The organism is Verrucomicrobiota bacterium (assembly GCA_039192515.1).
Taxonomy (GTDB): domain Bacteria; phylum Verrucomicrobiota; class Verrucomicrobiia; order Methylacidiphilales; family JBCCWR01; genus JBCCWR01.
The window spans coordinates 48,776-62,950 of sequence record JBCCXA010000022.1; the positions used below are offsets into that span (position 1 = coordinate 48,776).

Consider the following 14,175-nt stretch of genomic DNA (forward strand, 5'->3'; position numbering starts at 1 on the left):
AACACTAACCTTTTGTAATCTCAGGCGTTGGTATCCGAAATACAATCATGTAAAGTGTCGGGACAATAATTAAGGTTAAAACGGTAGCAAAGCCCAATCCAAACATGATAGCCACAGACATTGACACAAAGAATGGATCTGCTAGCAGTGGTAACATACCCAGAATAGTTGTTAGCGCTGCCATAGCTACTGGGCGCATGCGGCTTACACCAGAATCAACAACCGCCCAAAAAGGTTCTTTGCCCTGGGAAAGTTCCAAGTTGATCTGATCAATCAGAACAATAGCATTCTTTATCAACATTCCAGATAAACTCAACGTGCCGAGAATGGCCATGAACCCCATAGGCTGACGCAATAATAATAAACCCATCACGACACCAATAATGGAAAGCGGGACGACTGACCAAATAATTAAGGGAGTCCGCAAGGCATCAAAGAGCATGATCACAATCAAGACCATTAAGATGATAAAGATTGGCATAGATGATCCGATCCCGGCTTGTGCGTCTCCCGAATTCTCGTACTCACCCCCCCACTCCAATGTGTAGCCAGGCTTTAACTGTATAGATTCAATCGCACCACGAACTCGACTAAAATAAACACTTGGAACCCCTTCCCTGCGATCTGCATGAATGGTTATGGTCCGAATTTTATTTTCCCGAGCTACCTTAGAATCCTCAAATTCGGTAGTAAACCCGTTAACAACCTGTCGCATAGGAACTCTCGTATCAGATACTGGACTATAAATTTGCAGGTCATTGATGACATTGACATCTTTGCGCTCAGACGCTGGGGCACGAAAGATAATATCGATTAGATCGTCGTTTTCTCGATAGATACCAGCACGATAACCCTCAAAGGAACTCTTGAGCTCATTAGTGATATCTTCTCTAGTAATTCCCAAAAGCCGTGATTGCTGTTCCATCACTTGTGGCTTCAAGATTTTAACCTTTTGTCGCCAATCAGTTCGAATGCCCCAACCGGCAGGTGAACCATCAAGCTCCGTGTCCGCTGCCAGAATGGCCATGGTTTCTTCAGCTAGGCGTCGCAGTTCAACGGAATCAGGACCACTGAAACGTGCTTGAATTTTTCCTCCATCACCCGGTCCTAGCTGCAGTCTTTTACCAATGGTGAGTGCCTGCGGTACGTTCTGTGTGGTCCACTCGTAAATTTCCCGGATCATGTCATCGATTTTTTTGTAGTCCTTTACTTCAATAAGAAATTGCCCATAGGAGTCATCCGGATCTTCCTGATTATAAGTAAGCTGAAACCGAGTGTGACCTGAGCCGACAGAAGTCGTCACAAATTTGACGTTTTCGTGCTGGAGCAACCAAGCTTCTACCTTAGCCATTTCCTTGCGCAGTGTACGGATATCCGTTCCAGAGGGCAGCCATAAATCTTGATAAAATCGCGGTGTCGAAGAACTTGGAAAAAAGCTTGATTCCACATAACGAAAACTGAAAATGCTAAGGAAGAATAATCCAACAACTACTGCCACGGTCAACCATCGATTTTTAATAGCCAATAATAAGAATTGTTTATATAGCTGATAGATCTTACCTGCATACGGGTCTTGGGTCTCTTCTACGGATTTTGAGGCAGGGCCTGACATAAATGGAATTTGTTGCTTGATCTTATTTAAAGCCCTAGCTGTCATCCCAGGATTCTCTTTAGCTTTTTCCTCTTCCTCAGGTGTTTTAAGAAAAATATAACAAAGTAGCGGAGTGACCGTTACCGCCGTTACCCAACTTAGGCCGAGCGAGATATAAAGAACGACAAAAAGGGAGTTACAAAATTCTCCGGTTGAATCATCTGATAAACCAATCGGGCCAAATGCCAAAATAGCCACTAGCGTTGCACCTGCTAAGGGAACAGCATTTTGTCCAACCACATCTTTGGCAGCTTGCAACTTGGCTTTCCCGGCGTTAATTCCCTGAATCATTCCCTCGACAACCACGATGGCGTTGTCCACGAGCATACCTAAGGCAATGACCAATGCGCCTAGCGAGATTCGCTGTAAAATAACATCCTGCATATTCATAATGATCATGGAAGCCACGATGGTCAGAAAAAGAATGAAGCCTATCATCAAGCCACTTTTAATACCCATAAAGATAAAGAGGACGACGATAACAATGAGAACCGCAACCACCAGATTTTCAATGAAGTCATTGACCGAATTAGTAACTGCCTCATATTGCAACACAACCGGGTTTATCTCGATGCCAACTGGTATAGATGCCTTCAGTTCTTCAATGCGGTCAACCAATTCTCGACCCATTTTGACAACATTGCCGCCATCCACAGTAGAAAAAGACATACCAATGGCAGGCTTCCCATTATAGAATAACATATCCCCCGGCGGCTCTTGATAACCGCGTTTTATCTCGGCAATGTCTTTTAAATAAAGCAAGCGATCCCCAGAACCACTGATGAGAAGATCTCCAAATTCCTTTTCAGAGACAAAGCTTCCAGTCGGCACAATTTCAACCCACTCAGAGCCAATAGCTGTTGATCCTGCATCATAGACCAAGTTTTTTGCTTCAAGAGCTTGATAGATGTCGTTTTTAGTGATTCCAAGATTAGCCAGCTGATCACGCTTAATCTCGATATAGACCACCTCTTTCTGATCACCCGTAATGGAGATGCGCTTGACTCCGTCCACCAAAAGCAATTGTGTTTGCAGGCGATCAACGACTTCCCATATTTCGTTGTATTGATAGTCTTCGCCGGTAATAGCGAAATAAATCCCATAGACATCTCCGAAGTCATCATTTACAAAAATTTCACTTGCTCCTGGAGGAAGTGTTACATCCTCTAGTTTGCGACGCATTTCATCCCAAATAGCAGGTAGTTCTTCTTTGCCATACTTATCCTTGATTTCTGGGGTAACTACAGCAAGTCCTCTGTTGCTAACAGATGTTACCTCTTTTAATTGTCCTAGCTGTTGTAAGGCTTCTTCAAGAGGTTTGGTCACTTCCTCTTCCACTTCATACGCCGAAGCACCAGGATAAGCGACCGTCACTTTTGCCGATTTGATGGTAAATTCAGGATCTTCTAGCTGCGAAAGTTGGTTATAAGAAAAGATTCCTCCAGTGATCGCCATAAACACCAAAACCCATGTGGTTGTGCTTCGCTTGATTGAAATTTCTGCTAGATTCACTTCTGTTTACCTGGTTGATGATCGATATAAATCATTGCATGCTATTTGCTTCTAATGCTCTGACTTTGGTTTCCTCTCTTAGGTAAGAAACTCCCGCCGCAACAATCGTGACACCTGTTTCTAATCCATCTAAGATCTGGATTTTATCTTCAATAATCTCACCAGTTTGGACGATTTGTTTACTAACTTGCATGGTCTCTGGATTGACAACGAGGACGTAGCTCTTTCCTTCGGGGTCTGCCGCAATCGCTGCCGTAGGAATCATGTAGACTGACTTAATATCGGCCATTTTTTCCTTCACGAGCGCCGTAGGCTTTACAATGACTACCGCAGTCATGCCAGGTAGTATGTTAGCATCTTCTGGAGTTTCCAAAGCGAAGGTCGCTTCATAGGTACGGGTAGCAGGATCTGCATCGGTCTCAACATCTTTGAGATAGACATCGTATTTTACACTATCGTTAGTCGTCAGATACATAGAAGCGTCTAACCTCTCATTGAGCTGATCAACTGTGAGACGCCCTTCGTTTCCTGCACCAACGATAGCCTCTGGTACATTGACTTTGATCAGAAGAAGCGAGAGATCCTGAAGTCTTACGATTTCTTGTTGTGAAGTAATATTTTCAAAGTTATCTGCTGGTTTTAAAGCGATAACACCAGCAAAAGGAGCTCTGAGCACTGTATCATTCAAATCGCGTCTCGCAGTTTTCAACGTGGCCTTGGCGACGTCCCTCGCGCGAAGAAAGGAATCCAACTCAGATGCAGAGATCGCACCATTCTGGTAAAGGGTTTGGTTCCTCTGAAAATCTTTTTCAGACTGATTGTAGTCCGCTTGCGCTTTCAGATAGTCATTTTTGTAACGTTCCGGGTCAATTTGTGCGATAAGGTCTCCCTTGGCAACATTTTGTCCCTTTTGAACAGGGAATTCCATAAGCTTTCCATTTAATTCAAAAGCAAGAGCAACGTCCTTATTCGCTTCAATTCGACCTGGGTATTGACGTTCGCCAGCTGAGGCAAAGTTCTCTATGGTGAACATTTTAACAGGCCGGATATTCTCCTGCTCTTCTTTCTCACTGTTTCCACATCCGACCGTAAGAACCAATACGGTGATGCTTAACAACTGGTTTATCTTGTATTTTTTCATTTGTTGGTAGATTTCTCTGTTCGTTTGGATTCGAGGAATTCCTCTAGCTGACGGATAAACAAATTTTTATCAGCAACTGATTTCTGAGCTTCAAACCACGAAATGGCCCGTTGGTAGTTATAAAGATCACCGAGAAAAACATAAGTTGCCTGAACAGCTCCTCTTTGGGCACCTAGAGATGTTTCTTGAGCGTCAATGAGATCGGTCACCCCAACTTTCCCCTCTACATATTTATCTCGAACTAAGTCAAGATTCCTCTGCGATCGATTCAAAGAAATGCGGGTGAGTCGGATACTGGGAAAAGAGTTTTCTATGGCGAAAATGGCATTACGCGTATTCAATTCGATGAGTTGGACGGTTTCGATTTGAACTTTGATCAAGCGCTCGAGTTCGGAGCGTTCACGGTTTACTTCACTGGGACGCCTCCAGCCTTCAAATAATGGCAACTCTGCCACCAACAACGCGCTCCATTCATCTTCATCTAAACCTGCGGGACGACGGCCTGTTCGATAATCCGCATCAAGAGATCGCTCAAAATTAAATTCTGCGGAAATTTCTGGTAGATAAAAGCTCTGACGTCGCTCATTCAAAGTGATTTCTTGACCTGAAATTGCCTTATCAATGGCCTGTAAGCTAGGGGATAATTCCAAGGCTTTCCTCACTGAGAAGGTGCGAAAATGTCTGAGGAGTCCTGCATTTGAAACAATTTCTAGGAGTTTATTATCCAAGAAGTACATATCTTTGTCTTCAAGGTTGATATCATCGAGCATCCATTCGGTCTGTTGATCCTGATTCAATGTTTGGTTGAGCGTAATAAGAGCTGTTTTGGTCAACTCTTCCGCTTCAAGAACATCTGTTTGAGCATTGGCTTCCTCAGATTCCCAACGCAAAACTTCTTCTGGACCAGCTGTGCCGGCCATTTCTCGCATTTTGGCAAGATGCAGATTGCTCCGAGTGAGCTTAAGGTTAGCTAATTCGACTCGGAGCAGAGCTCGAGCGAGTAGCAGATTGAGGTAATCTTGTGCACCATCATTTGCCGCATCAAGGCGAACTGCCATCTCCAGAGCCTGCTGACTTAGATAGGAACTGATGGAGGCCCGGTAATCCGAGATTACTTGGTTACTGAATAGAAGCTGCCTGGCAGTTGCCCCAGCCGTGTGCTCCCAACGCGGAATAGCCCCGCTAGCAGCTCGATCTCGATCAATGATGTTATAACTCGTATTAACCGTTATTTGGGGAAGTAGATCACTGCGCGTAATGTTCTTTTCTGCTTCATTCCTTCTAGTCGTGGCCATCTCTATTTGCACACTGACATTATTCTCACCCGCAAGTTTGATGGCTTCTTCAATAAATAGTTCCTTCCCCTCAAAAAGGTTCTCCTGATAGATATAATCCGCCGTCATTAGTGTTGAAAATTCTGGGTAAAACTCAATCTTCTTGGCTGTTACGGCATTGATCACCAAATTGCTATCAATTGAGATAATAGCACTAAGTTCTTCTGGAGCAGAACCTTCCTTTATCGTGTAGATATTCAGTGCCACGCGCCTAGCAATCCCCTGAGGATTGAGAGAGGACTGTGCGGCCAAAACTCCTTTCTCCACCATCACTTGACCGAGCATGGAAAAGCTAGGAATCCCTAACTTATTGATTTCTGCATAGAGCGCCTCCAATTCCTCTATGGTAAAATGTGCCAGTGGAGAGAGGTAGATAGCTTCAGGGGATATTGCACCAATGGTGTCCACTGTTTCCTTCACCGTATCACTGGCAATGATCACCCCAATATCAAAGTCTACCTGTTTTTCAACATCTTCTATGGCTTTTTGGAGAAGTTCTTTTGATCCAGCTGCAGATTTGCCGACAAGCACGTATGCTTTTTTAAAATTGACGAGTTTTTGGAAGGTCAACAAATCTTGAACAGCGCCATTGGGCAAAACATTGAATACCAGATTTCTTTTTCCAGACCGGCCATCTTCTCTCATGAAGCTCTTACCCCAGACTGTGCTGCGTAGAACATCCACTCCAATCACTGGTTTTTCAAGCGCTAAGGAAGGGTCGCTGGCAGCAGAAATCACATTTAGCCCCAAAGCAAGTATCATATCAATCTCAGGGTCATTGAGAGCACGCTTCAGGGTCTCTTCCGCTTGCTCATAGACCCACTGTGCATTGAACTCATCGGTATTTCTGAGTTCATAATTTCCTTTTCCCAAAAGCTCGTCGAGTTCCTCTTTTAACAGAGGGTATAGAGTTTCCGCTAGCGGAATCGGACCGTCTTGGACTAGGGCGATAACTGTCTTGGCTCCTGGCCATCGCCCAGGCTGATTGTAGAGTGCCGGATCGAGCCCTTCAGCACTTTCCATAATATTTTTAAGCGCAGGGTCAAGCCCTTCATCAGCAACATCCTCTCGCGCAGTATCTAATGGCGATTCGATGACATTATCTGTCAGAGCCACTTGGTCTTCATCACTTGAATAAACAGTGGAAAGAAGAACTAAAAAAAAAGTGTAAGCTAAGAACAGGTTTTTGACTTTAAGATACAAGCTCATTCTTACGTATAGTAAGTAAACCCTTAATTCTTAGGGATCAACTCTTTTATTCAATCGCTGATATTTATTCTCAAAATAACTCTGGTTACAGTAGTTACAGCTAATCCATGCACTAAAGAGAGAATTGCAGTGCGTCTAGCAAAAGCCATCATTAGTAGAATTTTACCCCTGCTGAATTCTTCAGTCGAGTCGAAACATGGCATATGAAATCCTTAAACCCAGATTATCTCCTCCTTCTTGGCATCCTCTGGCTCATCCGGTGGTTCCAGTGCTCATAGAAGTTTAGGACTTAGCCGGCATTAAGAAATTTTTGACATGATGTTGCAATCATGTAATTGCATTAAATATTACTTGCAAACTGTAAAGCTTTTATGCATTGACGAAAGGAAATTTGATCGTTTGTTTAAATAGAGCTATTTATGAATATTAATCTTTATGAAATCATATCAAGCTCTACAGCGCTTGTTTTATTTATGTGTGTTTTCCTCGGTTATCTGCTGGGAAAAATTCGTTACAAGCAATTTGAGTTAGGTTCAACAGCTGGTGTGCTTATTGTTTCCTTAGCACTTGGTCATTTCGGGTTTACAGCTCCCCCAAGTGTAAAAGATCTGGGTTTTATTGTTTTTATTTATTCGGTGGGAGTCGTGGCAGGTCCACGTTTCTTTTCGGTTCTAATGGAAAATGGTGTTAGGTATATTTGCCTCGCATTATTTACTGCTGTATCGGCTTTATTCTTTACTAAGACTTTGGTTAGCTTCTTCGAATTTGACTATGGTTATGCTGCTGGTCTCATGGCAGGTGCTTTGACGAGTACACCTACCCTAGCTGCTGCACAGGATGCTGTCACAAGCGGAGTAGCAAGTCCCCCATTGGACATGACCCCGGCTGAAGCTGCGGCCAATGTTACTGAGGCTTATGCAATCACTTACATTTTTGGAACCATTGGCCTTATGCTCTTAGTCAAAGTAGTTCCTCGCCTATTTCGAGATGACTTGGTTACCTCTGCTCAACAGGTTGAAGAAAGAATGAACTCTAAAGGTAGTTCAGTGCAAGTCACACACGCGGCAATTCGCGCCTATGAGGTCAATAATGAGGATATTATTGATAAACCTCTAGGTCAGATTACACATCTTCAAAAATGGCAAACCGGCATTTTAAGAATCAAACGAGGAGAAGACTTTATCACCATTACCAGTGACTCAACCCTTAAGATGGGTGATCGGATTGCCGTTGGGTGCAACTCAAAGTATCTCAACAATATTCACCAATTCTTTGGGCCAGAAATTACCGATTCAGACCTCGTTGACCTAGAAATCAATCAAGTTGAAATAGCCGTTACGAGTAACGAGGTCGCTGGAAAAAGAATATCTGATCTGGATCTAGGTACCCAATATCAAGCAGCGATCGTGCGAGTTGTTCGTTCAAGAGTGGATCTTGAACCAACTCCTGACCTCGTTCTTCTCAAAGGAGATACCATTACGATCAAAGGCGTGAATGAAAAACTACCTGGTCTGCAGGAATTCATGGGCATCCAAGAAACCGATATGGAAAAAACCGATCTGATCACGTTTTCTCTTGGAATTATTTTGGGCCTTTTGATTGCTCAAATTACGCTTCAACTAGGAGATATTAGTATTGGTCTTGGCTTGTCAGGGGGCCTCCTGATAAGTGGTATTCTCATAGGGTACTTACGCACGAGCTATCCCATCTTTGGTGGATTGCCCCGAGCGGCGCGATGGTTGCTAATGGAGCTAGGATTGCTCTTCTTTATGGCGGGAGTCGGTTTAAACGCTGGTTCTGGTATTTGGGAAGCTCTGCAATCAGTTGGTATCCAATTGTTTCTTTGTGGCGTAGCCGTGACTATCATACCGGTTTTATTGACCTATGCATTTGGCAAATGGGTTCTTAAATTAGATTCTGCAATTCTGATGGGTAGCATCACTGGCGCTATGACTAGCACACCTGCACTCAGTATGGTCAATCAGGAGGCTAAAAGTAGTATTCCTTCACTCGGTTACGCCGGAACGTATGCATTTGCCAATGTCATTCTCACATTCTGCGGAAGCCTCATCATGCGCCTCTAAATCCATAAATGTCATGATCCTAATCTTAGTTCGAATCATTTTAGCTGGCCCAATAGGATCGACTAAAATCCATCAAGAGGTTCCTTGCTAAATAATGAAAAGAGGATCATGAAGAAAAAGAAGCGTGTATTAATTGTGGGTGGTGGCTTTGGAGGTGTTGCTGCCGCCAAAGCATTGAGAGGTTCATCTGCTGAAGTCGGTCTGATTGATCGAAGAAACTATCACTTATTTCAACCTCTACTTTACCAGGTCGCAACTGCTGCTCTTAATCCATCAGATATAGCGTGCCCTATTCGTAAAATTTTTCGTAAGCATCAAAACATCAATGTCGTGATTGGAGATGTGCAAGGTGTCGATCTGCCCAACCAGACAATTGTGATCAATAAACAACAGGTTCCATTTGATTATCTTATTTTAGCAGCCGGCGCCACACATTCTTATTTTGGCAACGATCATTGGAGTCAAGATGCCCCAGGTTTGAAAAGTATTGATGATGCAACTGAAATTCGCAGACGATTTCTTCTTGCCTTCGAAGCAGCTGAGGTGGAGCGGGATGAAGAAGCCCGCAGAGCCTGTCTTACTTTTGTAATCGTTGGCGCGGGCCCAACCGGGTGTGAGCTAGCAGGGGCTATCGCTGAAGTTGCTCGATATACCATTCCCAAGGACTTTCGTCATGTTGATACTACCACAGCTCGAGTCATTTTAATTGACGGAGGCTCCAGAATTTTGAAGTCCATGCCGGAGTCTTGTTCCCAATCTGCACATCGACAACTTGAATCCCTTGGAGTTGATATCAAGCTTCATGAAAAAGTCACAGGTATTAGTTCTGATGGGGTTCATTGTGGTGAAACCTTTGTTCCTTCGCGTAGTGTTTTTTGGGCTGCGGGAGTGAAGGCATCGCCTTTGGGAGAATCATTAGATGCGGAATTAGATTCTGCTGGACGAGTCATCGTCAACCCTGACCTTACAATTCCTCATCATGCGAATGTTTTCGTCATTGGGGATCAAGCAGCTATGACAGATTTGAAAACAGGCCAGCAAATTCCAGGGGTTGCTCAAGGAGCCATGCAAGGAGGCTCTTATGTCGGTAAAATCGTTGCCAAAGAAATCGCCGCTTTAGACAATGGAGAATCAACACCTTCTCGTACTCCCTTTCATTACTTTGATAAGGGCAATCTTGCAACCATTGGAAGAAACAAAGCAGTAGCAGATGCACTGGGCGTGAGGTTCGGTGGTTTTTTTGCTTGGCTTATCTGGGCCGGAGTACACATTCTATTTTTAGTTAATTTTCGTAGCAAAATAGCCGTAGGCTGGATGTGGGCATGGACCTATTTTTCGGGAGATAGAGACGCCCGACTCATTACAGGTAGAAGCAAGATTCACATTAAGCACCCTCCAGAATTTGATTAAAGTCATCCATAACTTGGCCGGTATAGATTTTACATTAAATCCTGCCGGAATTTTAAATCCAGATGATGTGTTGCAACTTAAACAAGATGCGTAATAGCTTGAGCCACAATAAAAAAAGATTCCAAGAAGATGGATCAATCACATCCTCTGTGGGTAGTTCTTATGACCAAGCAAAGGAGAAGCGATCAAGCGCACGGAGCACCAACCCAGCTAGTGTAAGGGTCAAACAGGTGCTACCTGTGGGAGACACCATGTTTCTTGGGGCTTAAGATCTTGGACTGATCTCTATGCCTCCATAGCATCATTTGGGCTTTAGACTCCGAAGAATTCTTTGCCACATTTATCAATCAGCTCGCAAGCTTTAAGATTACTTATAACATAATAGACACATTATATAATAACTTGTGCCTTTTTTAGATCTTTTGATCAAAAGTCATGCAGTATATAAATAAGTGCAAAAAAATCCTTGTCAAATTTTATGAAAAAAACAAAAATCATACTCATCATAATGTAACAGGAGGAATGAATCCTTTTCGCACCAGGTTAAACTAATATAGGACTCGACATGACAAAAAGAAAAATCTTAGCACTAATACTACTATTAATGTCACTAGCTACATGGAACTATGCAGCCGACACCCTAGAGGTCAAATTAAATGGTCTAAACATCTTAAATGGAGATGTTGTCGAAGTGGGTGAAGGACAACACGCTATCGACATTGTCGCATCCTCTGACTTGAAAATTAAGCGGATCAAGCTGTGGAACAATCGTGAGCTTCTTTTTCGCGAAGATCTTTCTCCGCGAATCTCGCCTTATCAAACCACCTATAATATCGATTTATCGGAAGGCATTTATATTTTGAATGTGCAGGCCACTACCGGCGATAGTTCCATTAAAGTCGACTTGTTATGGACTGTTCAAGTGGTTCCTCAACTATCTGAAGGCGTCTTTTTTGATGATCTCATGGACGGTGATGTCATTGTGGCTGGACCGGTGGATATTTTCGCAACAGCTGCAGCCAGCACAGACATTAACTGGATGAGAATCAAAATCAAAAATCAGAAATGGCAACCAAGAGTTTTTTCCGATCCTCCTAGCTCTCCGTTTCAAGCTATCCTGCCTATCACAATTCCTGTAGGCACTCACGAGCTCAAGCTACGAGCACGCACTAAGGTGAATGGAAAAAATGTAAACTTAAATAAGACCATAACCGTAACAGCAATTGCTGATACAAACGCTCCCTCAAAACCCAACATTGTTTTCTTCTTAGCTGATGACATGGATGCAGGTCAAGTTGCTTGCTATGGCGGAAAAGTGCCGACTCCTAACATCGACCAACTTGCAGCTGAAGGTATTAAGTTCCAAGAGGCTTATGCAAGCACTACAGTCTGTACCCCTTCACGCTACACTTTTTTGAGCGGTCGTTTTGCCAGCACTTCCACCTACCAACCTTACCTTGAACAGTGGCCAATCAATACTCAGGGCCATCCGCAATTCGATATGGGACTGGAAATGAATGGAACAAACTCTAAAGGAAAAGTCGTTCCGAATGTCAACCACCGAAAGAATATTGCAGCATTGCTTAATGATAATGGGTATTTCACAGGTTTTGTAGGCAAGTATCACATTGGTGCCGATCAGGCAAAGCGTGACTACGTAGATATCCAAACCGGGAAACTGGTCGATCATCGAACTTATATGTTTTCAATACAAGAATATCTCACGGAGAAACATGCATCGATCAAGAAAAAACAACAGCAAGTGGATTTTCTTAAAGGCGAAGGCACAGTGCTTATGAGCAATCTTGAGGATTCCATGATTGAGCATCTTACCAAAAACATCGGATTTGATTTTGCTGAGAGTGTTTATCGCGGAAATACGAGAGTTACCCCTTATAATTCGCACAATTACGAATGGACTCTTCGCGGTGCGTTTAATTTCCTTGATCAAGCGAAAGACAGGGATGAACCCTTTTTTCTATGTTTTAGTCCTACTTTAATTCACGGTCCTAGATCGAGCGAGTCTGTCAATACTCCCAATATCTCAGGTGAAGGCTGGATTGACCCCATTGATCCGGCTTCTGTATTCATGGCTAATCGCCAAGAAATCTTTGATAATCACGTGGGAGCTGGTTTCGATACGGATAGTTTTGATATTGCTTGGCTGGATGCTGGTGTAGGAGCTCTAATGCAAAAACTTGATATGATTGGAGCTAAAGATAATACGATTTTTATTTTCACTTCTGACCACGGGATCGATAAAAAGTCTTCTCTCTTCCGTCATGGAGCAACCAACATACCTATGATCGTTCGTTATCCAGAGGTAATGAATCAGCCTGGCGTCAATAAAGGAGTGGACTGTTACAACCTGATTCAAAATACCGACCTTGCGCCTACGTTATTAAGTATGGCGGGGACGTTCTCAGGCATTAATCCTCCTAATAATTTTAATATGGATGGAAAAAGCTTTGCTGAATATATCTCAAATCCCCAAGCACCAGAGATACACGACTATCTATACTTTGAAATGGGGTCTGCTCGATCTATCCTGCAGGGCAATTATAGCTATATTGCCAACCGTTACCCCACGGAAATTGTTGATCTATGTGTAGCCGAAATCCCTACCTGGTCTAGCTATTCGCCAAATGATAAAGACTTGCAGTTAGATCTCCTTGATTCTTTGGGTTATCTCTACGAACGTGGTTTAAGTCTAGCAAATAAGGGCATGAAGCACAGCACTGAATATATTTCTTATGATCAACTCTATAATGTCGGAGCACCGGGCTCAAAAGCTCGTTTAAATGACGATAGGGAAAAGAATAATCTTCTCGTAACCAATCCTAGTGATGAAAACATTCAGCAGACCATTGCATTACAACTTCTGTTAGAATCACATATCCAGTCACTCAATCAAAGTAGAAATCAAAATCGCCCCTATGATTTAAATGGTGGTGCTTTGACTCCAGAGCTTGAAGATTGGCGACAAGTGCTCATTGATTTTTACTAAGGCTGCTTTGTTGTTTCTATCTTTAGGCAATGGAAGTGAAATCTCTGTTACAAATTTAACATGGGTGATATGATAGAGAATGAAATTTCTCGCAACATCTTGGCTTCAGCAAGGATAAAGTGTTCGAGGGGTATCACCTTGTATAGAGTATTGAGGCCCAATCCCTACTCTATATAGGGTATTTTTGAGTTCGTTTTAAATATTCCATGTTTGTCGTACCCCGGTTCAACCGGGGTATCCAGAAGATTCAAGTAGACATAGATTTTTTCCGCTGGGTTAAACTCCTCATATCAACTGTGATCCAAGCACCAACGGCCTGCACAGAGCTCTGGAAGCTTTGATCTGTCAAACTAGAGAATGACAGGTTGGATGAGGCACTGTTGCCCTATTCATTAGAAATTGCACTGGGTTGAGGTTGCGAACTTCCAATTGTCCTTGCTAGGGCTTACTTATAAAAGCTACGCACAGACGGTAAGACTAATATATGTTTGTTAGCTCTCTTTGCTGCTGATCAAGCATTTACGAACTTCTTCCAACCTCTATGACGTCATCCGATGTCAAACCCGAATTTTGCGAGAGAGTAAAAAGATCTTGGAAAGCGTTTAGCAACATGAGGCATAAGCTCCATCTGCAGTCTCACCATGTCATGAAAAAACATCTCTCAACTATTTGCTGACATCCTAATTCTTACTTAGCCTACTTACATCTGAGAGCAAAAATCTCGCTCATAAAGTCATGTTTACTATCAAAAAATTTTTAGATGATCTTTGCGCTTTTTTCACCTCGTTACCGATGTTGTTTTTTTAATATTTTATATCTTGGCTAAA

The 14,175-nt window shown here is 42.9% G+C and carries 6 protein-coding genes; 3 read left to right on the forward strand and 3 right to left on the reverse strand.

The genetic code is table 11. The annotated features are described in order from the left end of the window. Positions 1-4: 4 nt before the first annotated feature. Genes AAGA18_10810 through AAGA18_10820 form a run of 3 tightly spaced genes read right to left on the reverse strand, consistent with a single transcriptional unit; the run spans position 5 to position 6,847 of the window. Entirely contained in the window at positions 5-3,163 is a 3,159-nt protein-coding gene (locus tag AAGA18_10810) for an efflux RND transporter permease subunit (GenBank protein ID MEM9445828.1), read from the reverse strand. A gap of 31 nt (positions 3,164-3,194) precedes the next feature. After that, entirely contained in the window at positions 3,195-4,304 is a 1,110-nt protein-coding gene (locus AAGA18_10815; GenBank protein MEM9445829.1) for an efflux RND transporter periplasmic adaptor subunit, read from the reverse strand. Beyond that, entirely contained in the window at positions 4,301-6,847 is a 2,547-nt protein-coding gene (locus AAGA18_10820) for a TolC family protein (GenBank protein ID MEM9445830.1), read from the reverse strand. The genes AAGA18_10815 and AAGA18_10820 overlap by 4 nt, the downstream gene beginning before the upstream one ends. 419 nt (positions 6,848-7,266) lie before the next feature. Between AAGA18_10820 and AAGA18_10825 the strand changes: the two genes are divergently transcribed. From AAGA18_10825 to AAGA18_10835, 3 genes are all read left to right on the forward strand, one after another. Beyond that, positions 7,267-8,931 (forward strand): TrkA C-terminal domain-containing protein, encoded by a 1,665-nt coding sequence (locus tag AAGA18_10825; protein ID MEM9445831.1) that lies wholly within the window; start codon positions 7,267-7,269, stop codon positions 8,929-8,931. A 108-nt stretch (positions 8,932-9,039) separates the two neighbouring features. Further along, positions 9,040-10,341: an NAD(P)/FAD-dependent oxidoreductase gene (locus tag AAGA18_10830; protein MEM9445832.1), complete on the forward strand. Its 1,302-nt coding sequence runs from the start codon at positions 9,040-9,042 to the stop codon at positions 10,339-10,341. A 565-nt stretch (positions 10,342-10,906) separates the two neighbouring features. Then, positions 10,907-13,348 (forward strand): sulfatase-like hydrolase/transferase, encoded by a 2,442-nt coding sequence (locus AAGA18_10835; protein MEM9445833.1) that lies wholly within the window; start codon positions 10,907-10,909, stop codon positions 13,346-13,348. Positions 13,349-14,175: the final 827 nt, after the last annotated feature.